This is a genomic window from Geodermatophilus maliterrae, assembly GCF_041018925.1.
Taxonomy (GTDB): domain Bacteria; phylum Actinomycetota; class Actinomycetes; order Mycobacteriales; family Geodermatophilaceae; genus Geodermatophilus; species Geodermatophilus maliterrae.
The window spans coordinates 32,136-51,386 of sequence record NZ_JBFNXQ010000028.1; the positions used below are offsets into that span (position 1 = coordinate 32,136).

The 19,251-nt window shown below is 75.6% G+C and carries 25 protein-coding genes; 8 read left to right on the plus strand and 17 right to left on the minus strand.

What is annotated here, in order from left to right:
• Positions 1 to 53: 53 nt before the first annotated feature.
• From ABQ292_RS10905 to ABQ292_RS10930, 6 genes are all read right to left on the minus strand, one after another.
• Entirely contained in the window at positions 54 to 1,337 is a 1,284-nt protein-coding gene (locus ABQ292_RS10905; protein WP_369206140.1) for an MFS transporter, read from the minus strand.
• Entirely contained in the window at positions 1,334 to 1,927 is a 594-nt protein-coding gene (locus ABQ292_RS10910; protein WP_369206142.1) for a helix-turn-helix domain-containing protein, read from the minus strand. The genes ABQ292_RS10905 and ABQ292_RS10910 overlap by 4 nt, the downstream gene beginning before the upstream one ends.
• Positions 1,928 to 1,976: 49 nt before the next feature.
• Complete coding sequence (locus ABQ292_RS10915; protein ID WP_369206185.1) at positions 1,977 to 3,086, minus strand: MFS transporter; 1,110 nt, start codon at positions 3,084 to 3,086, stop codon at positions 1,977 to 1,979.
• The gene (locus tag ABQ292_RS10920) at positions 3,023 to 3,190 is read right to left on the minus strand and encodes a hypothetical protein (protein ID WP_369206144.1); all 168 of its coding nucleotides are present in this window, start codon (positions 3,188 to 3,190) and stop codon (positions 3,023 to 3,025) included. Before ABQ292_RS10920 ends, ABQ292_RS10915 begins: the two co-directional genes overlap by 64 nt.
• A gap of 47 nt (positions 3,191 to 3,237) precedes the next feature.
• Positions 3,238 to 4,068, minus strand: a complete 831-nt coding sequence (locus ABQ292_RS10925; RefSeq protein WP_369206146.1) for a mycofactocin-coupled SDR family oxidoreductase — start codon at positions 4,066 to 4,068, stop codon at positions 3,238 to 3,240.
• Positions 4,069 to 4,138: 70 nt separating this feature from the next.
• Positions 4,139 to 4,333: a hypothetical protein gene (locus ABQ292_RS10930; protein ID WP_369206148.1), complete on the minus strand. Its 195-nt coding sequence runs from the start codon at positions 4,331 to 4,333 to the stop codon at positions 4,139 to 4,141.
• A 179-nt stretch (positions 4,334 to 4,512) separates the two neighbouring features.
• Between ABQ292_RS10930 and ABQ292_RS10935 the strand changes: the two genes are divergently transcribed.
• Complete coding sequence (locus ABQ292_RS10935) at positions 4,513 to 4,935, plus strand: nuclear transport factor 2 family protein (protein WP_369206150.1); 423 nt, start codon at positions 4,513 to 4,515, stop codon at positions 4,933 to 4,935.
• Positions 4,932 to 5,258 (plus strand): EthD family reductase, encoded by a 327-nt coding sequence (locus ABQ292_RS10940; RefSeq protein ID WP_369206152.1) that lies wholly within the window; start codon positions 4,932 to 4,934, stop codon positions 5,256 to 5,258. The genes ABQ292_RS10935 and ABQ292_RS10940 overlap by 4 nt, the downstream gene beginning before the upstream one ends.
• Positions 5,259 to 5,276: 18 nt before the next feature.
• Here the strand turns inward: ABQ292_RS10940 and ABQ292_RS10945 are convergent, their stop codons facing one another.
• The 6 genes from ABQ292_RS10945 to paaA all read right to left on the minus strand — a co-directional run bounded on the left by ABQ292_RS10945 (position 5,277) and on the right by paaA (position 9,619).
• Positions 5,277 to 5,681: a thioesterase family protein gene (locus ABQ292_RS10945; protein ID WP_369206154.1), complete on the minus strand. Its 405-nt coding sequence runs from the start codon at positions 5,679 to 5,681 to the stop codon at positions 5,277 to 5,279.
• A 4-nt stretch (positions 5,682 to 5,685) separates the two neighbouring features.
• Positions 5,686 to 6,780: a 1,2-phenylacetyl-CoA epoxidase subunit PaaE gene (gene paaE / locus ABQ292_RS10950; RefSeq protein ID WP_369206156.1), complete on the minus strand. Its 1,095-nt coding sequence runs from the start codon at positions 6,778 to 6,780 to the stop codon at positions 5,686 to 5,688.
• Entirely contained in the window at positions 6,781 to 7,287 is a 507-nt protein-coding gene (gene paaD, locus ABQ292_RS10955; protein WP_369206158.1) for a 1,2-phenylacetyl-CoA epoxidase subunit PaaD, read from the minus strand.
• A 5-nt stretch (positions 7,288 to 7,292) separates the two neighbouring features.
• Positions 7,293 to 8,204 carry a 1,2-phenylacetyl-CoA epoxidase subunit PaaC gene (gene paaC, locus ABQ292_RS10960; protein ID WP_369206160.1) on the minus strand — a complete coding sequence of 304 codons (912 nt, stop codon included), beginning with the start codon at positions 8,202 to 8,204 and terminating at the stop codon, positions 7,293 to 7,295.
• Positions 8,205 to 8,288: 84 nt separating this feature from the next.
• On the minus strand, positions 8,289 to 8,657 hold the full coding sequence (paaB, locus tag ABQ292_RS10965) for a 1,2-phenylacetyl-CoA epoxidase subunit PaaB (protein WP_369206162.1): 369 nt from the start codon (positions 8,655 to 8,657) through the stop codon (positions 8,289 to 8,291).
• Positions 8,654 to 9,619 (minus strand): 1,2-phenylacetyl-CoA epoxidase subunit PaaA, encoded by a 966-nt coding sequence (gene paaA / locus ABQ292_RS10970; protein ID WP_369206164.1) that lies wholly within the window; start codon positions 9,617 to 9,619, stop codon positions 8,654 to 8,656. The genes paaB and paaA overlap by 4 nt, the downstream gene beginning before the upstream one ends.
• 106 nt (positions 9,620 to 9,725) lie before the next feature.
• Here paaA and paaK point away from each other — a divergent pair, with 106 nt between their 5' ends.
• Together paaK and ABQ292_RS10980 are read left to right on the plus strand one after the other, a co-directional pair.
• Positions 9,726 to 11,066, plus strand: a complete 1,341-nt coding sequence (gene paaK / locus ABQ292_RS10975; RefSeq protein ID WP_369206165.1) for a phenylacetate--CoA ligase PaaK — start codon at positions 9,726 to 9,728, stop codon at positions 11,064 to 11,066.
• A complete protein-coding gene (locus tag ABQ292_RS10980) occupies positions 11,063 to 11,671 on the plus strand; it encodes a TetR/AcrR family transcriptional regulator (RefSeq protein WP_369206166.1) in 609 nt (202 codons plus the stop codon). The genes paaK and ABQ292_RS10980 overlap by 4 nt, the downstream gene beginning before the upstream one ends.
• A gap of 65 nt (positions 11,672 to 11,736) precedes the next feature.
• Here ABQ292_RS10980 and ABQ292_RS10985 read toward each other — a convergent pair whose 3' ends face one another.
• Together ABQ292_RS10985 and ABQ292_RS10990 are read right to left on the minus strand one after the other, a co-directional pair.
• Complete coding sequence (locus ABQ292_RS10985; protein WP_369206167.1) at positions 11,737 to 12,192, minus strand: Hsp20/alpha crystallin family protein; 456 nt, start codon at positions 12,190 to 12,192, stop codon at positions 11,737 to 11,739.
• A gap of 85 nt (positions 12,193 to 12,277) precedes the next feature.
• The gene (locus ABQ292_RS10990; protein ID WP_369206169.1) at positions 12,278 to 13,111 is read right to left on the minus strand and encodes an alpha/beta fold hydrolase; all 834 of its coding nucleotides are present in this window, start codon (positions 13,109 to 13,111) and stop codon (positions 12,278 to 12,280) included.
• Positions 13,112 to 13,171: 60 nt separating this feature from the next.
• Here ABQ292_RS10990 and idi point away from each other — a divergent pair, with 60 nt between their 5' ends.
• From idi to ABQ292_RS11010, 4 genes are all read left to right on the plus strand, one after another.
• Entirely contained in the window at positions 13,172 to 13,717 is a 546-nt protein-coding gene (idi, locus tag ABQ292_RS10995; RefSeq protein ID WP_369206171.1) for an isopentenyl-diphosphate Delta-isomerase, read from the plus strand.
• Positions 13,718 to 13,843: 126 nt separating this feature from the next.
• Positions 13,844 to 14,626, plus strand: a complete 783-nt coding sequence (locus ABQ292_RS11000) for a polysaccharide deacetylase family protein (protein WP_369206173.1) — start codon at positions 13,844 to 13,846, stop codon at positions 14,624 to 14,626.
• Between the two features lie 132 nt (positions 14,627 to 14,758).
• Positions 14,759 to 15,532 (plus strand): SDR family NAD(P)-dependent oxidoreductase, encoded by a 774-nt coding sequence (locus tag ABQ292_RS11005; RefSeq protein ID WP_369206175.1) that lies wholly within the window; start codon positions 14,759 to 14,761, stop codon positions 15,530 to 15,532.
• Positions 15,533 to 15,542: 10 nt separating this feature from the next.
• Positions 15,543 to 15,806 (plus strand): hypothetical protein, encoded by a 264-nt coding sequence (locus ABQ292_RS11010; RefSeq protein ID WP_369206177.1) that lies wholly within the window; start codon positions 15,543 to 15,545, stop codon positions 15,804 to 15,806.
• Positions 15,807 to 15,882: 76 nt separating this feature from the next.
• Here the strand turns inward: ABQ292_RS11010 and ABQ292_RS11015 are convergent, their stop codons facing one another.
• From ABQ292_RS11015 to ABQ292_RS11025, 3 genes are all read right to left on the minus strand, one after another.
• Entirely contained in the window at positions 15,883 to 18,261 is a 2,379-nt protein-coding gene (locus ABQ292_RS11015) for a SpoIIE family protein phosphatase (protein WP_369206179.1), read from the minus strand.
• Positions 18,258 to 18,878, minus strand: a complete 621-nt coding sequence (locus ABQ292_RS11020) for a biliverdin-producing heme oxygenase (RefSeq protein WP_369206181.1) — start codon at positions 18,876 to 18,878, stop codon at positions 18,258 to 18,260. Before ABQ292_RS11020 ends, ABQ292_RS11015 begins: the two co-directional genes overlap by 4 nt.
• A 97-nt stretch (positions 18,879 to 18,975) precedes the next feature.
• On the minus strand, positions 18,976 to 19,251 hold a 276-nt coding region (locus tag ABQ292_RS11025; protein ID WP_369206183.1), incomplete at its 5' end, for a helix-turn-helix domain-containing protein.

Sequence of the window (19,251 nt, forward strand, 5' to 3'; positions counted from 1 at the left end):
GCGCCGGGCGGCAACCGGCGAGGCCGGTCACCCACCCACCACCTCCCCGGCGGTCACGGCGCCGGGACCGCGCCGGACTCCGGATCCGTGGTCACGGCGACGTGACCGCGGGAGCGGAGATCCAGCGAGATCAGCGCGATCAGCAGCAGCGCGGCGGCCGCGGCGAGGAAGCCGGCGCCGGTGCCCGCCGCCTCGGCCAGCCGCGCCAGCCCCAGGGTGCCGCCGAGTGCACCCACCTGCAGCGCCAGCGAGGACGCCGACAGTGCCGTGGCTCGCTGCCCGGCGCCCACCCGTCCGTGCAGCACCGCCTTCCAGAGCGGCCAGGCGGCGGCGTTGGCGGTGTAGAAGACGGCGAACAGGCAGCCCAGCAGCAGCGGTCCGCCGAGCGGGACGGCCGCGATCGCCGCGGCGCCCAGGACGGTCAGCACGGCGCTCCCGACCGCAGCCGAGCCGCGGGCCGCCCGGCGCGCGGCCGGGGCGAGCAGCGCACCCAGCCCGGCCGCGGCGAACGACACCGCCATCACGACGCCGAAGAGGGTCGCGCCCGCGGCGCGGTCGCCGGTCAGGTCGGCGGCGTGCAGCGGGCCGAGCAGCTCCAGCGTGGCCAGCACCGTCCCCACCAGCAGGGACACGGCGAGCACCCGTCGCAGCAGCCGGTCGTGGCCCACGAGCCGGGCGGTGTCGCGGACGACGGCAGGCACCCCGCGGACGCCGGCCAGCACGGCGGCGGGGCCCGGACCGCGTGTCCGGCCCAGCGGGACGACGAGCAGCGCGACGGCGACCACGGACACCGACGTCAGCACCGCGGCGGCGACGACGGGCAGCACCAGGACCTCGGCCCCCGAGCCCTCGGCGAGCAGCGGCAGCAGGCCGCCCAGGACGGCGCCCACGCACAGGCCCGCGCCGTCGGCCGCCCCCGCCCGCGACAGGCCCGGGGCCACGTCGGCACCCGGGTCCGCGGCGCGGACGGCGTCGACGAACCAGGCCTCCAGCGGCCCGGAGCTCAACGCCCGGCCGACGCCCCTGAGCCCCTCGGCCAGCGCGAAGGCGGCGACGTCGTCGGCGGCCGCCACGGCCAGCAGGCCGGCCGTGGAGACCAGTCCGGAGAGGACGAGGACCGGCCGGGTGCCGATGGCGTCGGCCAGCCCCCCGGTGGGCAGCTCCAGGACCAGGACCACCGTCGAGTAGACGGCGAACACCACCCCGATGTCGGCAGGGGACAGGCCGCGCGAGGAGGCCAGCAGCACGGTGACCGGCGCACTGAGGCCCACGGGCAACCAGTGCAGCGCCGTCAGCCCGACGTAGCGGCGGGTGGCGGAGCGGACGTCGAGGCTCACGACGGGTACTCCGCGAGCCGGAAGAGGTCGACGAGCACGTGCACCAGCGGCTGGTCGGGCTCCTCCCGCTCGGTCCGCCACCGCTCGACCACGCCGTTGAGCTCGTCGAGCAGCGCCCGTGCGCCGTCGGGGGACAGGTGCAGCGCCCAGTCGTTGAGCGAGGTCGCGTCGCGCCAGACCTCCTCGAGCTGCTCGCGCTGCTCGGCGTGGGCGGCCAGCAGTCGCCGCTGCGTGGCCAGGCTCTGGTGGGTCAGCTCCTCGACGACCTCCCGCCCGCCCGGCTGCCCGACCACCTCCTCGGTCTGCCACCGGGTGCTGCGGTGCAGGGCCCGCCACCACCGCTCGCGCCCGGTGCCCTCGCCGGGCACCTCCTCGACGAGGCCGAAGCCGGCCAGCTGCCGCAGGTGGTAACTGGTGCTGCCGCTGCTCTCACCGAGCCGCTGGCCCAGCTTCGACGCGGTCGAGGGCCCCTCGGCGCGCAGCAGGCCGAGCAGGGTCGCCCGCAGCGGGTGGGCGAGGGCGCGCAGCGTGCGGGCGTCGTGAACGTCGTGGACGTCGACGGCGGGCGTCGGCGGGGTCTGCTCGAGCACGCGGCCGAGGCTAGAGGTGCAGAGAAGTCTTTGCAAAGAGAACTTTGCACTATGGGGCGTCCAGCGACTCCCCGCGGCGCTCGGGCAGCGCCGAGGACCCGACGGCGGCCACGACGAAGAAGGCGGCGAAGACGCCGAAGACCAGTCCGCTGCCGCCGGCGTCCAGCAGCGGCGGGACGCTCAGCGGCGCGGCGATCGAGGCGATCCGGCCGAACCCGGCGGCCGCGCCCGCGCCGGTGCCGCGCAGCGCCGTCGGGTAGACCTCCGGCGTCACGGCGTAGAGCGCGCCCCAGGCACCGAGGTTGGAGAAGGACAGCACCATCCCGGTGACCAGGACGGCGGTGTCACCGGCGGCCAGGGCGAACAGTGCGGCGCCGAGCGCCGAGCCGAGCAGGAAGACCACCAGCGTCGGCCGCCGTCCCCACCGCTCCACGAGGACGGCCGCCGCCGCGTACCCGGGCAGCTGGGCCAGCGTGATGAGCAGCGTGTACGCGAAGGACCTGACCAGGTCGAACCCGGAGGCCACCAGCAGCGTGGGCAGCCAGATGAAGGCGCCGTAGTACCCGAAGTTGATGCCGAACCAGACCGTCCACAGCGCCGCCGTCCGCCCCCGGGTGCCGGGAGCCCACAGGCCGGACGGGCGCGTCGCCGGGACCGGGGTGGCCGACGGCGCGGCCATCGGCCCGGGGATGACGCCGGCGGCCGTCTCGAAGCGGCGCACCGCCGCCTCCGCCTCGTCGTGCCGCCCGCGCAGCTCCAGGAAGCGCACCGACTCGGGGAGGCCGCGGCGCACCACCACGGCGTAGAGCGCCGGGACCGCCCCCAGCGCCAGCGCCCACCGCCAGCCGCCGTCGCCGCGGGGGACGACGAGGTAGCCGATCAGCGCCGCGAGCAGCCAGCCGACCGCCCAGAACGCCTCGAGCGCCACCACCACCCGGCCGCGCAGCCGGGCCGGCGCGTACTCGCTGACCAGCGTGGAGGCGACCGGCAGCTCGGCGCCCAGGCCCAGGCCGATGAGGAAGCGGAAGACCAGCTGCGCCGTCACCGACCAGGCCAGCGCGGCGGCGCCGGTGGCCACGCCGAAGACCAGCAGGGTCAGCGCGAAGACCTGGCGCCGGCCGATGCGGTCGGCGGGCAGGCCGCCGAGGGTGGCGCCCAGCCCACGCCGGAGCCGACCACGAGCCGGCCGTGCTCACGGGTGAACGGCAGCCGGTCGAGCCGCTGGGCCCGGGTCAGCGTGGGGGGCGCCGCGTCGGTGCTCACGGCGGCGGGCGGTACCCCGCGCGGAGACCGGTCACGCGGGAGGGACGTCAGCGGGCGAGCATCCCGGCGTCGACCGGGAGGGCGACGCCGGTGATGAAGCGGGCCTCGTCGGAGGCGAGGAAGGCGACCGCGGCGCTGACGTCCTCCGGCTGCAGCAGCATCACGTCGAGCAGGCTGGGAACGTCCTCGACCGGCTTGGCCAGGGAGCCGTCGTCCCCGCCGAACAGCGCCGTGACGGCGGGGTTGAGCACCATCGGGGTGGCGACGCCGGACGGGCAGACGCAGGTGACCCGGATGCCGTGCGGGGCGAGCCAGTTCGCCCACGTCCGCATGAGCCCGACGACGCCGTGCTTGCTCGCGACGTACCCGTCCCCGCCGCCGCTGCCGTCACCCCCGCGGCCGGTCAGGCCGAACGCCGAGCTGGTGAGGACGACGGCGCCGCCGCGCCCCTGCCCGACCAGCACCGGCGCCGCGGCCTGCACGGTGTTCCAGACACCGGTGAGGTTGACGTCGAGCTGGTCGCGGAAGGCGGTGGCCGCGGGTACACCGGCCGCCATCAGGCCGATGCCGGCGTTGGCCAGCACGACGTCGAGCCCGCCGAGCTCGGTGACCGCCGTGCGCACGGCCGCCGCCAGCGCGTCGGCGTCGCGGACGTCGGCCTGCGCCGTGACCACCCGCCGGCCGAGCCCCTCGACCAGCCGTGCGGTCTCGGCGAGGTCCTCCGGCGTGGCCAGGTCGTAGGCCACGGTGTCCAGGGGGCCGCACAGGTCGACGGCGACGACGTCGGCGCCCTCGCCCGCCAGCCGCACCGCGTGGCTGCGCCCCTGCCCGCGGGCCGCCCCGGTGATGAGCGCGACCCTGCCGTCGAAGCGTCCCACGGTCCCTCCCGCCCTCGCCGTTCGGTGTGGTGACCGGCCGGCGGGGACGGACTCATCGGTCCCGGGTGGGTCAGCCGTCGTCGTCCTCGCCGTCGGTGGCGTCCTCGACCTCCTGCTCGGCGTCGTCGACGCCCTCCTCGACCTCCTGCTGGACGCCGTCGTCGACGACGTCGCCGCCGCAGGCGGCGGTGCCGAACGAGGCGGCTGCGACGGCGAGGCCGGCGGCGGCGAGCCGCCAGCGGCGCGTGGTGGTGGCTGTGGACACGGTCGCTCCCGGGGTCTCGGAGGGGATCCGGGGATGCCCAGCTGGCCCACCGCCCATGCCCGGATCGACCCGCCGCCCGCCCGCGGAGGGCAGCGCTGCGGGCGTTCCTCGCGCCGTACGGGTCCTGCGGCGCCCGCAGAGCACGAGGAACACCCGCAGGGCGGGCTACGGTCGCCGGCATGACGGGACAGCTGGCGGTCGTCGAGGCGTGGCTGGACGCGGTCGACCGGGCCGACGCGGACGCCGCGACGGCACTGTGCGCGCCGGACCTCGAGGTGGTCGGGCCGCGCGGCAGCGTGCGCGGCCGCGAGGTGCTGGGGCCGTGGATGGCGCGGGCCGGCTTCTCCGCCCGCCCGCTGCGCTGGTTCTGCGGAGCCGACGGCGCCGTCGTCGTCGAGCAGGACGCCACCTGGGCCGACCCGGCCACCGGCGCCGAGCGCGGCCGCGCCGTCGTCGCCTCGCGGTTCACCGTCGCCGGCGGCGTCGTCACCGCCTACCAGCGGCACGACGACGGCCTGGGCGCCGCCCTCGCCGCCGCCGGGCTGGGCGAGTCCGACGAGGTCACCGCGCGCGGCTCCCGCCCGGTAGGAACGACGGCATGACCGTCAGCTACTTCGCCCTGTACCGGACCCCCGACGACCCGGCCGACTTCGAGCAGCACTACTTCGGCACCCACGTGCCGCTGGTGGAGAAGACGCCGGGGCTGGTGGCCAACCGGGTGCACCGGGTCACCCGCCAGGTCGTCGGGGAGCCCGCGTACTTCCTGGTCGCCGAGCTGGTGTTCGAGTCGGCGGAGGCGATGAAGTCGGCGTTCCGGTCGCCGGAGTGGGCCGCGTCGGGTCAGGACCTGCAGTCCTGGGGCGGCGCCGACCTGGTGACGATGTTCGCCGCCGAGCCGCACCCCTCCGCCGGGCAGCAGTCCTGACGGTCCCGCCCGGCCGCGTCAGTCCGCCGCGGCCGGGCGGGTCAGCCGGGCCGCGACGACGTCCGCCGGCAGCACCGCCTGCCCCGTCGTCCCCCGGCCGAGCAGCCGGCCGTGCGCGTCGACGGCCTCCAGGGCGCAGGTGAGCCGGCCCGCGTGGACCTCGGTGCAGCGGGCGGTGACACGGACGCGGTCGCCCACCCAGGCCGGGGCGAGGTGCTCGACGCAGACCGCCGTCCCGATGCCCTCCTCGCCCGGCTCGAGGTGCGGCAGCAGCAGCTTGCGGCCGGCCTCCTCGAAGTGCCGGGCCATCGAGTAGGTGGCGTAGACGGGGTGCACGCGGCCCAGCTCGTCGAAGTCGACGGTCATCGCCTCGGTGACGACGACGTCGAGGACGGCGGTCTCCCCGGCGGCGACCGGCGTCACCGGCTCAGGCGTCGAAGTCGACGGTGACGGCGTCCGACAGCGGCAGGGTCTGGCAGGTCAGCACGTAGCCGGCCTCGACCTCCTCGGCCTCGAGGGCGTAGTTGCGCCGCATCTCCACCTCGCCCTCGGTGACCCGCGCCCGGCAGGTGCCGCAGACGCCGCCCTTGCAGGCGAAGGGCAGGTCGGAGCGGACCTCCTGGGCCGAGTCCAGGACCGGCACGCCGCGGGGGAGGGCCAGCGTCGTCGACCGGCCGTCGAGGACGACGGTGACCTGGCTGCTCGGCCCCTCGACGGTCTCCTCGTCGCCGCGGACCGGCTCCGGCGGGACGTCGTCGACGTAGAACAGCTCCTGGTGCACCCGCTCGGCCGGGACGCCCAGTCCGGCGAGCAGCGCCCGGGCCTCGGTGACCATCCCGTGCGGGCCGCACAGCCACCAGTGGTCGACGTGCGGGGCGTCGGTGAAGGCCTCGACCAGGGTCCGCAGCCGCTCGCCGTCGAGCCGGCCGGTGGTCAGCTCGGCGTCGCGCGGCTCGCGGGAGAGGACGTGCACCAGCTGCAGGCGGGTGCCGTAGCGGTCCTTCAGGTCGGCGAGCTCGTCGGCGAACATGACCGTGTTGGTGCGGCGGTTGCCGTAGAAGACGGTGACGGTCGACTCGCCGTCGCGCAGCACGCTGGCGGCCAGCGACAGCGCCGGGGTTATGCCCGAGCCGGCGACGACGAAGACGTGGTCGGCCGGGGTCGAGAGGTCGGCGGTGAAGGTGCCCGACGGCGGCAGCACCTCGATCTCGTCGCCGGGCCCGACCTCGTGCACCAGCCAGGAGGAGAAGAAGCCGCCGGGCACCTCGCGGACGCCGACCCGTGGCGCCGCGCCCACCGGCGCGCAGATGGAGTAGGAGCGGCGCTCGTCCCGCTCGCCGTCGACCCGGCGGAGCGTGAGGGCCTGCCCGGGCCGGAAGGCGTAGTCGTCGGCGAGCTCGGGCGGGACGTCGAAGGTGACCGCGACGGCGTCGTCGGTGAGCCGCTCGACGCGGGCGACCCGCAGCGGGTGGAAGCTCGGGCGGCGCCGCGCGGGGGTCGCGGGGGCCTCGGCGGCCGTCACTCAGATCTCCTTGACGTGCTCGAAGGGCTCGCGGCAGGTGCGGCAGCGGCGGAGGGCCTTGCACGCGGTGGCGCTGAACTCGCTGAGCTCCTCGGTGTCCGGCGAGCCGCACAGCGGGCAGGCCGCCGTCCGCCGGGTCGGGCCCAGCTGCAGGGGGACGGGCCCGGCGGCCCGCACCGGTGCCCGGCCGGGCGGTGCGATGCCGGCCGCGGCGAGCTTGCGGCGGCCGTCGGCGCTGATCCAGTCGGTGGACCACGCGGGGGAGAGCACGGTGCGCACCTCGACGTCGTCGAACCCGGCGCTGTGCAGGGCGTGCAGCAGGTCGGCCCGCATGACGCCCATCGCCGGGCAGCCGCTGTAGGTGGGGGTGATGTCGACGACGACCGTGCCGTCGTGCACCCGCACGTCGCGGAGGACGCCGAGGTCGGCGAGGGTGAGCGCGGGCAGCTCGGGGTCGGTGACGGTCTCGGCGACCGCGCGGGGGTCGGTGGCCTGCTCGAGGGTCACGGCGGTCACCACGTCGCCGCCGGGTGCTGGCGCGCCAGGCCCTGCAGGTCGGCCAGGAGCGCGGTGAGCTCGGGGCCGTGCTCGCCCACCCGGCCCCGCGGCGCCGCGTCGGCCGGCCACCCGGGCACCCGCAGCGTGGCCCGCCCCAGGACGGTCGTGAGCACCTCGTGCACCTCCTCGCGGACGTCGGCCGGGTCGACGGCGACGCCGGCTCCGGTGAGCCGCCGCTCGACGTCGGTGGCGGTGAACAGGTCGGCCAGCAGCGGCCAGACGGCGTCGACGCCGGCCTGTGCCCGCCGGTGTGACTCGTCGGTGCCGTCGCCGAGGCGCAGCACCCAGCGCGCCGCGTGGTCGCGGTGGTAGGCCAGCTCGTTGACGCCCTTGGCGGCGATGGCCGCGAGCACCGGGTCGCGGGACTCCCGCAGCCGCGCGAACACCGCCAGTCGGACCGTCGAGGCCACCAGCAGCCGGACCATCGTCTGCCCGAAGTCGCCGTTCTCCGCCTCGACCAGCCCGGTGCTGCGGAACTCGTCGGGATCGCGGAAGTAGGCCAGTGCGTCCTCGTCCGGGATGGAGTCCGTGGCCAGCGACCGGGACCGGCCGAGCACGCCGACCGAGCCGGCGCGGGCCAGCAGCAGCCGCGCCTGCCCGAGCAGGTCGAGCGCGACGTTGGCGACGGCGACCTCCTCCTCGAGCTCGGGCGCGGCGGTGACCCACTGGGTCAGCCGCTGGGCGAGCACGAGGGCGTCGTCGCCGAGCATCAGGCAGTAGGCGCCCAGGTCGGCCGGGTCGACGCCGTCGGGGACGGTGGTGTCGACGCCGGCCAGCGGCTCGTCGAAGCCGGTGCCGAACGCCCAGTGCCCCTCGCCCCCGTGGGCGTGGTCCAGCGCGTCGTAGACGGTCTCCTCGTGTGCCATGCCTCTCCTGGTGACGTGCTGGAACGGCCCCCTCCCAGGGGTCCCCGCGCCGAGGTAGGAAGTGCGGGGGAGGGAGGGGGTCCTTCACATGTGCGGGACGTCCTCGGGGATCTCGTAGAACGTCGGGTGGCGGTAGACCTTGTCGCCGCTCGGGGCGAACATCGGGTCCTTCTCGTCGGGGCTGGAGGCGGTGATGTCGGCTGCCTTGACCACCCAGATGCTCACGCCCTCGTTGCGCCGGGTGAACACGTCGCGGGCGGCGTGCACGGCCATCTCGTCGTCGGGCGCGTGCAGCGAGCCGACGTGCACGTGGTTGAGCCCCCGCTTGCCGCGGACGAACACCTCGTACAGCGGCCAGTCCCGCCGGGTGACGGCCGGCTGGGGCTCGACGGGCACCTCGGGTCCGGTGGGGACGGCGCCGTGCCCGCCCTCGGCGGTGACGTCGGTGCTCATGCGGCGGACCGGGCGTGCTTCTGCGCGTAGGCGGTGGCGGCCTCGGTGACCCAGGCGTTGTCGTCGCGCGCGGCGCGGCGGCGGGCGATCCGCTCGGCGTTGCACGGGCCCTGGCCGCTGATGACCCGCTTGAGCTCCGACCAGTCGATCGGGCCGGAGCGGTACCGCCCGGTCTCCGGGTCGAGGGCGAGCTCCGGGTCGGGCAGCGTGACGCCGAGGAACTCCGCCTGCGGCACGGTCATGTCGACGAACCGCTGGCGCAGCTCGTCGTTGCTGTGCCGCTTGATGCCCCACGCCATCGACTGAGCGGAGTTGGGGCTCTCGTCGTCCGGCGGCCCGAACATCATCAGCGAGGGCCACCACCACCGGTCGACGGCGTCCTGCACCATGGCCCGCTGCTCGTCGGTGCCGCGCATCATCGTCATCAGCAGCTCGTAGCCCTGCCGCTGGTGGAACGACTCCTCCTTACAGACGCGGATCATCGCCCGCGCGTAGGGCCCGTAGGAGGAGCGGCACAGCGGCACCTGGTTGCAGATGGCCGCGCCGTCGACCAGCCAGCCGATCACGCCGACGTCGGCGTAGGTCAGCGTCGGGTAGTTGAAGATCGAGCTGTACTTCTGCTTGCCCTCGATGAGCTTGTCGGTGAGGTCGGCCCGGTCGGCGCCGAGGGTCTCCGCCGCGGAGTAGAGGTACATGCCGTGCCCGGCCTCGTCCTGGACCTTGGCCAGCAGGATCGCCTTGCGCCGCAGGCTGGGGGCGGCCAGCAGCCAGTCGCCCTCCGGCTGCATGCCGATGATCTCCGAGTGCGCGTGCTGCGCGATCTGCCGGACCAGCGTCCTGCGGTAGCCCTCGGGCATCCAGTCGCGCGGCTCCACCCGCCGGTCGTGGGCGATGGTGGCGGCGAAGTGCTCCTGCAGCGCGGCCTCGTCGGTCGCAGGCCGGTCCAGCGTGGGCGCGGACATCGGTTCTCCCTCGGTCGCGAGGTATTTACTGACCGGGCGGTCGGTAATAGTGTGCCGCAGGAGGACGCGCGGCACAAGGAGCGGCGCGGACGACGAGGAGGCACCGATGACGACGGCGACCGGCGACACCACCCGGCGGCTGGGGACGGCGCCCGCTCCTGACGCGCTCGACGCGGCGGAGCGCACGTCGGTCGACGAGCTCCGCGCTCTGCAGCTGGAGCGGCTGCGGTGGTCGCTGCGGCACGCCTACGAGAACGTGCCGCACTACCGGCGGGCCTTCGACGCCGCGGGCGTCCACCCCGACGACTGCCGCGAGCTCGCCGACCTGGCGGGGTTCCCGACGACGAGCAAGGCCGACCTGCGGGAGAACTACCCGTTCGGCATGTTCGCCGTCCCCCAGGAGCAGGTGCGGCGGGTCCACGCGTCGTCCGGCACGACCGGGCGGCCGACCGTCGTCGGCTACACCGAGCGCGACATCGACACCTGGGCCACGGTGATGGCCCGCTCCATCCGCGCGGCCGGCGGGCGCCGCGGCGACCGGCTGCACAACGCCTACGGCTACGGCCTGTTCACCGGCGGTCTCGGCGCCCACTACGGCGCGGAGAAGCTCGGCTGCACCGTCATCCCGGTCTCCGGCGGCATGACCCCGCGGCAGGTGCAGCTGATCACCGACTTCGAGCCACGGGTGATCATGGTGACGCCGAGCTACATGCTCACCATCATCGACGAGTTCGAGAAGCAGGGCCTGGACCCTCGGGGGTCGAGCCTCGAGATCGGCGTCTTCGGCGCCGAGCCCTGGACCGAGCAGATGCGCCGCGAGATGGAGGACCGCCTCGACATCCAGGCCGTCGACATCTACGGCCTGTCCGAGGTGATGGGCCCCGGCGTCGCCCAGGAGTGCGTGGAGACCAAGGACGGCCTGCACGTCTGGGAGGACCACTTCTACCCGGAGGTCATCGACCCCGTCACCGAGGAGGTGCTCCCCGAGGGCGAGGTCGGGGAGCTGGTCCTCACCTCGCTGACCAAGGAGGCCATGCCGGTCGTCCGGTACCGCACCCGCGACCTCACCCGGTTGCTCCCCGGCAGCGCGCGACCCGCCATGCGCCGCATGGAGAAGATCACCGGCCGCACCGACGACATGATCATCCTGCGCGGGGTGAACCTCTTCCCCACCCAGATCGAGGAGGTCGTGCTGCGCACCCCCGGGCTCTCGCCGCACTTCGCCCTGGAGCTGACCACCCGGGGCCGGATGGACCACCTCACCTGCCGCATCGAGGCCCGTCCGGACTGCCCGCCGGCGCGCCGGGCCGCCGCCGCGGAGGAGGTGGCCACGGCCGTCAAGGACACGGTGGGCACCAGCATCGAGGTGCAGGTGGTCGACCCCGAGACGCTCGCCCGCTCGGTCGGCAAGCTCCAGCGGCTGCACGACCTGCGCGACCGGACATGACCCCGTCGGGCACCGCGACCGGACGGCGGGGCAGACCCGGGCACTCGCTGGACTCCCTGCTGGACGTCGCCGTCGCGGTCTTCAACGAGCGCGGCTACGACGCCACCAGCATGGACGAGCTCGCGGCGCGGCTCGGCATCACCAAGTCGGCCATCTACCACCACGTCCCGAGCAAGGTCGAGCTGCTGCGGCTGGCCCTCGACCGTGCCCTCGACGCCTTGTTCGCCGTCACCCGGGAGTCCGCGGCGACCACCGGTCCGGCGATCGGGCGCCTGGAGCACGTCGTCCGCGGGTCGGTGCGGGTGCTGGCGGCCGAGCTGCCGTTCGTCACGCTGCTGCTCCGGGTGCGGGGCAACTCCCCGGTGGAGGAGGCCGCGCTCGGGCGGCGCCGCGAGTTCGACCGCATCGTCACCGACCTCGTGCGCGCCGCCGAGGACGAGGGGGACGTCCGGCCCGACGTCGACCCGGCCATCACCAGCCGGCTGCTGTTCGGCACCGTCAACTCGCTCACTGAGTGGTACCGCCCCGGCGGCAGCCTGTCCGCCGACGCGCTGGCCGACGCGCTCGTCACCACCACGTTCTCCGGCCTGCGCGCACGGCGCTGACACCGGTGTCGGAGGAGCGGAGCCGGAGGGCGCGGGCACGCACCCCCACGGCTCCGGTCGGGCACTCAGCCGGTGATGGCGATCCGGCGGGGCCTGGCCTGCTCGGCCTTGGGGACGTGGACGGTCAGCACGCCGTCGGCCAGCGAGGCGGTGACGCCGTCGGCGTCGACGTCGCCGGGGAGGGTCACGGCGTAGGAGAACCGGCCCACGCGCCGGGTGGTGCGGCGCAGGATGCCGGTGCGCTCCTTCTGCCTGACCTCACCGGTGACGGTCAGCTGCCGGTCGCCGAGCTGGATGTCGACGTCGTCCCGGGAGACCCCCGGCAGCTCGATCTCGACCGAGTAGGCGTCCTCGGTCTCCTCGACGTCGGCGAGCGGCGCCCAGCGGTCGACGGTGCCGAGGCTCTCGGCCCACAACCGGTTCACCCGCTCGTAGAGGTCCTCCAGCTCGCGGAAGGGGTCCCAGGAGGAGGTGTCCCGGGGCGCGGGGGAACGGGACGGGGAACGGACGGGAAGGGTCATCGTGGTGTCCTCCTCTCGGCTCGGGTGGTCCGTCCACTCCGTGGAACTTGCAGTGCCCGCTGTAGATTCCCGGCCCTGACGCGGCTCAGGCCGTGCTGCGGACGTGCACGGTGACCAGCTCGGCGGTGCGCTCGGCGGCCACCTCCGGGATCCAGTGCGGTACGCCCTCGAGCACCTCCAGCCGGTAGGGCGCGGCCACGTGGTCGCGGGTCCGCTCGGTCGCGGCGCGGCCGAGGGCGACGTCGCCGGTGCTCCACACGTGCAGCGTCGGCACGGTCACCCGGCCGACCGTGTCGCGGGCGGCCAGGGGGACGGCGCGGTACCAGGCCAGCGCGGCCGACAGCGCCCCCGGCCCGCGCATGCGGGCGACGTAGCGGGCGACCGCGTCCGCCGGCAGTCCGCTGCTCTCCAGCACCCCCCGCAGCAGCTCGCCGTCGCGGGCCAGCAGCAGCCGCTCGGGCAGCACGGGCAGCTGGAACAGCGCCATGTAGGTCGAGCGCAGCGCCTGGTCGCTGGTCACCAGCGAGCGCGCCATGGCGGCCGGGTGCGGGGTGGACAGTGAGGTCAGCGTGCGCACCCGGCCGGGGTGCCAGGCACCGAGCGCCCAGGCGACCGCGCCGCCCCAGTCGTGGCCGACCACGTGCGCGCTCTCCAGCCCGGCCTCGTCGAGCAGCGCCAGGACGTCGGCGGTGACCTCCCGCAGCCGGTAGGCCGACCGCCCGGGCGGCCGGGCGCCGGGGCTGTAGCCGCGCTGGTCGGGCGCGAGCGTGCGCAGGCCGGCGCCGTGCAGCAGCGGCGCGAGTCGGTCGAAGGCGGAGGAGTCCTGCGGGAAGCCGTGCAGCAGCACCACGGGCTCGCCGTCGGGAGGTCCGCCGTCGCGGACGTCGAAGACCAGGCCGCCGCGCCGGAACTGTCGCATGGGGGCCCCTTGCCCGGCCGGACGCGTGCCGGAACACCGGCCGTCGGGGAGGATGGTCCGGTGACGGTGACCGCGGCAGAGCTGATCGTGCTGGTCGACGACGACGGGACGCCGATCGGCACGATGCCCAAGCCGCTGGTGCACCACGGCGAGACCCCGCTGCACCGCGCCTTCTCGGCCTACCTCTTCGACGACGCCGGCCGGCTGCTGGTCACCCGCCGCGCCCGGGACAAGCAGACCTTCCCCGGCATGTGGACCAACACCGTCTGCGGCCACCCCGGCCCCGACGAGGACGACGGCGCCGCGATCGCCCGCCGCGCCTCCTTCGAGCTGGGCCTGCAGGTGGCCGACCTGCGCCCGGCGCTGCCCGGCTACCGGTACCGCGCGGAGTTCCGCGGCGTCGTCGAGAACGAGGTCTGCCCGGTCTACCTCGGCCGCTTCACCGGTGAGCCCGCCCCCGACCCCGGCGAGGTGGGGGAGTGGGAGCTGCTCGACTGGGCCGCCTTCCGCCGTCGTCAGGAGGGCGAGGGCGGCGACGCGTGGTCGCCCTGGTGCCGCGAGCAGGCCCGCCTCATCGAGCAGGCCGGCCTCGTCCCGTCGTCCTGAGGTGGCTCTGTCGTGCTGATGGCACCTCGGGCGTCGTGAGGGGACGGGCACGGACCGTGGCGGGCGCGCGAGGTGCCTGGTGTCGCTGCCGAGGACGCGCCGGGACGCCGACCTAGGTTCCGCCGCGTGGACCGACGGGGCTTCCTCCTCCTGCTCGCCGCCGGGCTGACGGGTGCCGCCGTGGGCCGCGGCGCCGCCGAGGTGGACCTGGCCGCGCCCGGCACCCCCGCGGTCCGGCCGGCGGCCCCGGCCACCCCCACCGGGCCCGGCGGGATCGTCGCCGTCCCGGCCCCGACCGGCGTCGTCGACCGGCTGCCCGGGACCGGCCCGCAGCTGGCGCTGACCATCGACGACGGCAGCAACGGCGAGGTCGTCGCCGCGCTGGTCACCCTGGTGAGGGAGACCGGCACCCGGCTGACCTTCTTCCCCAACGGGTCCTACCGGACCTGGGGGGACAACGCCCGCGACCTCTGGCCGCTCGTCGAGTCCGGTCAGGTCGCCTTCGGCAACCACACCTGGTCGCACCCGGACGTGACGACGGTGTCCGACGCCGAGGTCGCCGACGAGCTCCGCCGCAACCAGGACTTCATGCGCCGCACGCTCGGCGTTCCCGCCACCCCGTTCTGGCGGCCGCCGTTCGGGTCGCACGACGCGCGCACCGACGCGATCGCCGCCGACCTGGGGCACCCCACGACGGTGATGTGGAACGGCACCTTCGACGACGGCCGCGTGGTCGGCGCCGAGGGGCTCGTGGCCGCCGCGCAGGCGTGGTTCACCGCCCAGGGGATCGTCGTCGGGCACGCCAACCAGCCGGCCCTGACCACCGTGCTCGACCGGCTGCTCGAGCTGATCGCGACCCGGCAGCTGGTGACGGTCACCCTCGCCGACGTCTGGTCGTCCCCGGCCTGACCGCCCAGGTCCCGCCGTCCGCGCGGAGGCGAGCCGACGGCCTCCGACCTGCGGGCGGCGGCGGTGTCGGCGAGGCTGTCGGCACGGACGGTGATCACGGCCCTGCACCGGGCCGGTGGACGGAGGTAGCAGGTGGCAGGGGAGCTGAAGGGCCGCGTGGCGCTGGTCACGGGCGGGGCCAGCGGCCTGGGCCGGGCGACGTGCGTGTCGCTGGCCGAGGCCGGCGCGCACGTCGTCGTCGCCGACATCGACGCCGACGGCAGCGCGCGGACCCGCGACCTGGTGACCGACGCCGGGGGCAGCGCCGAGGTCGTCTCGCTCGACGTGACCGACGACGGGAGCCGCCGCGCGGTCGTCGCCTCGCTGTTCGAGCAGCACGGTGACGCCTTCGACGTCCTGGTCAACGTGGCCGGCATCGACCGCCCCGGCTACGTCACCGACATCGACCTCGACGACTACCGGCGGGTCATGGCGGTCAACTGCGAGGGGCCGGTGTTCCTCACCAGCGAGTTCGTGAAGCGGGTGCAGGACCTGCCCGAGGGGCGCACGGCCGACGTCGTGCACGTCGTGTCGCTGTCGGCGATCACCTCGGGCAGCGGCGCGATCGCCTACAACGGGTCCAAGGCCGGCTTCCTCAACGCCACCCGGTGCATCCAGCGGGAGCTGCGGGAGAAGGCCGTGACGCTCCCCGACGGCTCGGAGCGGCCCTTCCCCTGCCGGGTGCAGAGCGTCATCCCGGCGGCCATGGACACCCCGATGATGGAGCAGTGGGGCATCCCCTCCCACCTGATGATGCCGCCGTCGGCGGTGGCCGACACCGTGCGCACGCTGCTGCTGCTGCACCCGGCGGCCTTCGTCCCCGAGATGCAGATCGTGCCGCGTCTCGAACCGAACTTCCCGCGCTGAGGAGCCTCCCGTGACCGACCCCGACCTGCCCGACAGCGGCATGGCCTCCGGCTCCGACGCCGGCGAGCCGGGGGAGCACCTCGGCAGCGGTGACCTGCGTCCCGACGAGGAGCGCCTGCTCGCCGAGCTGGAACGCGGCGTGGACGGGGCGCCCGACGCCGGCGACGCGGAGCTCCGGGCGGCCGAGGACGAGGCGCCGCTGCCCGCCGAGGGCGGCGGGCAGGACGACGGCCTCACCGCGGAGTTCTCCGACCGCGACCCGACCGAGGGCTGAGGAAGGACCCCCCTGCCCCCCACCACTCGCAGGCTCGCGGTGGGGCCCTGCAGGGGGCCGCCGGGAGAGGCGCTCGTCAGTCGCGCGGGAGCAGGCGGACGGCGACGAGCGCGACGTCGTCCTCCGCGCCGTCGGGGACCATCCGCTCGAGGACCTCGTCGCACACCTCCTCGACCGGGCGGTCGCGCAGCTCGGCCAGCGCCTGCCCCAGCCGGGCGACGCCGTCGTCGAAGCCGGACTCCCGGCGCTCGACCAGCCCGTCGGTGTAGAGCAGCACGGTCGAGCCGCGGTGCAGCACCGTCACCTGGTCGGTGCGCGCCGCGTGGGGGTCCGCCCCGAGCAGCATCCCCGGCCGTGGCGCGCTGAGCGCCTGCAGCGCGCCGTCCGGGCCCACGACCAGCGGCGGCAGGTGCCCGGCGCTGGCCCAGCGCATCCGGGTCACCCCGGCGGCGCGCTCCTCCGGCGTCTGCTCCAGGCGGCCGACCAGCACGGTGGCCAACGCCCCCAGCCCCAGCCCTTCGATCGCGCCGTCGAGGCGGGCGAGCACCCGGGCCGGGCCCTCGGCGTTGTCGAAGGCGATGCCGCGCAGCAGCCCGCGCAGCTGGGCCATGCAGGCCGCGGCCTCGGTGTCGTGGCCGACGACGTCGCCGATGACCAGCACCGTCGAGCCGTCGGGCTGGACGAAGACGTCGTACCAGTCGCCGCCCACCTGGGCCTCGCGCGTGGCGGGCACGTAGCGCACCGCCATCTCCAGGTGCTCGGGCTCCGGGGGGTCGGACAGCAGGCTGCGCTGCAGGGTCTCCGCCGCGCGCACGATGCGGCGCGAGCGGGCGTAGAGCGCCTCGAGCAGGTGGGTGCGCAGCTGCGCGACCTCGGAGCGCTCCTGCGGCGTCCACGGCCGGGAGCGGTGGCGGACCGTCTCGCGCCACCGGTCGAAGCTCTTGCGCGGGCTGAGCCGGACGCCGTCGCCCTCACGCTCGGCGATCGCCTTGTTGTGCGGGTCGCCGCCCCAGTCGACGGAGTGCACCGTCTCCCGGCGGTGCCACAGCACGTGCTGGCCCTCCGGCAGCGGCAGCACCAGCACACCGCAGGCGACGTCGACCGGCACGTCGAGCTCCGGGGCGTCGCGGCGCAGGGAGTCGGTGGCCACGACCTCGCCGCCCCGTGCCGCGGCCCAGCCGACCAGCGCCTCGACCAGCTCCGGCGGCAGCGCGTCGCCCTTGCTGCCGGTCCCGCCCTGCAGCGACACGGTCACGCCGTCGGCGGGCAGGACGTCGAGGAGGCTGGTGCTGCCGAGCAGCGTGTCGGCCAGCGGGCGGTCCTCGTCGAGCGTGGCCGACGTCAGCCACGCCAGCGTCGAGCGCACCTGCAGCGCCCGGTGCACCTCGTCCTCGGCGGTGCGGTCGACCAGCCGCAGGGACAGCGTCGAGCCGAGGAACTCCGCGGCCGCCCGGGTGGCGAACGGCGGGGCGTGCGGGCCCGAGTAGTGGTGGCAGGCGATGAGCCCCCACAGCTCGTCCTCGCGCAGCAGGGAGATCGACATCGAGGCGCGCACGCCCATGTTGTGCAGGTACTCGACGTGCACCGGCGAGACGCTGCGCAGCGTGGCGTAGGTCAGGTCCAGCGGCCGGCCGGTGGCGGGGTGGGCGGCCGGGTGGACGGGGCTCGGGACGTAGTCGACGTCGGAGATCAGCCGCAGCCAGTTCTTCTCGTACAGCGCCCGGGCCTGCGCCGGGATGTCCGAGGCGGGGTAGTGCAGCCCGAGGAAGGAGTTGAGGTGCTCGGCCTTCGCCTCGGCCACGACCTCACCGTTGTAGTCGGCGTCGTAGCGGTAGACCATCACGCGGTCGAAGCCGGTGAGGCCGCGCACCGCCCGGGCGGTGACGTCGTAGAGGTCCTGCAGGGTCGCGGCGCGGTTGAGCTCGGTGACCGTGCTGCGCACCGCCTGGTAGGTGTTCGGGAAGGAGAACGGCCGCGGTCCGCGCGCCGGCTCCAGCTCCACCACCAGGTTGGTCACCGGCGGCGCGCCCGGCTCGGGCTGGCCGTGCTCGTCGCGGGCGCCGGTCAGCACCGCGCGGTGCAGGATCGCGTCGACCGGCACCGGGTCCCCGCCGACGTCGAGGGTGATCTCCACGGGGTTGCGCTCGCGCAGGTCGCCGAAGGCGCTGGCCGAGCGGACGACGGCCCCGGTCTGCGCCACCCCCAGCACCTCGGCCAGGGGGCGGCCCAGCGCGTCGGACCAGCCGACGCCGGTCAGCTCGGCGAGGTTCTCCGATGCCTGGACGACGACCAGGTCGGGCTCGCTGACGGCGAGCAGCACGCCCCGCGGCTGGATGCTGCCCGGGACGTGGATCGGCTCGCGGGCGCAGTTGTCCAGGTCGACCGGCGTCCCCGGCGCCAGCCAGGCGACGTCGGGCCCGGCTCCCGCCGGGACGTCCGACCTGACGTCCGTCACGCGCGGACGCCCTGCGGCCGGGCGGCCGGGTGGCACCAGTCGGCGAGGACGGCGAAGGTGGTGCGCGCCGCGGCGACGACCCGCCCGGCGTCCCCGGGGCCGGCCACGTGCTCGCGGGTGACCCGCCGGAAGGCGTGCCACATCGCGCCGGTGTCGGCGCCGTAGGGGCTGAAGCAGCGCAGCCGGGGGCCGCCTGCCAGCCCGGGCAGCGTGGCGAGGTGACGGTCGATGAAGGTGCCGCCGAGGGTCGAGCCCTCCAGCACGTAGAGCCGCCCGATCGCCTCGTCGGTGTCGTGCACGTCGGGCAGGAGGGGCTGCCCGGCCGGCTCGGGGTCGGCGCCGAGGGCGCGCAGGTCGGCGGCGTAGAGCGCGGCGCGGCGGCGCCGGTCCCAGTCGAGGGCGGCGGCGTCCTCCGGGCGGCGGCGGGCCCAGGCGTCCAGGCCGGCCTCGGCCACCAGCCAGAAGGCGTGCAGGCGCCCCAGGACGCCGACCAGCCGGTCGCGGTCGAGCTGGGGGTCCATCAGGTCGAGGGTGGACTCGACCCGGTCGTGCTCCTCGGCGGTGGCCGTGCGCAGGTCCCGGAGGACGTCGCCGGCTCCGCCCGCGTCTCGAGGCAACGCCTCTCCTCCCGCAGCCATCAGCACCCCGAGGGTAGGTCACCCTCCGGACGGCGTCGCGCCCGAGCGGACCGCCCGGTTCCGTGTGGGACGCCGGTCAGGGCAGCCGCGCGCGTCGGAGCGAGGCGTGCACCAGCAGCCGGGTGTCGCCGTCGGCGAGGTCCAGGCCGGTCAGGGCGGTGATCCGGCCCAGGCGGTGGTACAGCGTCTGCCGGTGGATGCCCAGCGCCGTCGCCGTCCGGGCCACGCTGCCGGCGGCGTCGAGGTAGGCCTCGGCGGTGGTGGCGAGCGCCGGCTCGGCCAGGAGCGGGGCGACCGCCGGGTCCGGGGCGGGCAGGGCGGCGGCCGTGCGCCAGCCGCCGAGCTCGGCCCA

Bases quoted from the DNA above. Each gene is read 5' to 3' on its own strand.
- ABQ292_RS10935 (WP_369206150.1), top strand. From the start codon at position 4,513: ATGACGGGACAGCTGGCGGTCGTCGAGGCGTGGCTGGACGCGGTCGAC.
- ABQ292_RS10980 (WP_369206166.1), top strand. From the start codon at position 11,063: ATGACCCCGTCGGGCACCGCGACCGGACGGCGGGGCAGACCCGGGCAC.
- paaC (WP_369206160.1), bottom strand. From the start codon at position 8,204: ATGGCACACGAGGAGACCGTCTACGACGCGCTGGACCACGCCCACGGG.
- paaK (WP_369206165.1), top strand. From the start codon at position 9,726: ATGACGACGGCGACCGGCGACACCACCCGGCGGCTGGGGACGGCGCCC.
- ABQ292_RS10940 (WP_369206152.1), top strand. From the start codon at position 4,932: ATGACCGTCAGCTACTTCGCCCTGTACCGGACCCCCGACGACCCGGCC.
- ABQ292_RS10985 (WP_369206167.1), bottom strand. From the start codon at position 12,192: ATGACCCTTCCCGTCCGTTCCCCGTCCCGTTCCCCCGCGCCCCGGGAC.
- paaA (WP_369206164.1), bottom strand. From the start codon at position 9,619: ATGTCCGCGCCCACGCTGGACCGGCCTGCGACCGACGAGGCCGCGCTG.
- ABQ292_RS10990 (WP_369206169.1), bottom strand. From the start codon at position 13,111: ATGCGACAGTTCCGGCGCGGCGGCCTGGTCTTCGACGTCCGCGACGGC.
- paaB (WP_369206162.1), bottom strand. From the start codon at position 8,657: ATGAGCACCGACGTCACCGCCGAGGGCGGGCACGGCGCCGTCCCCACC.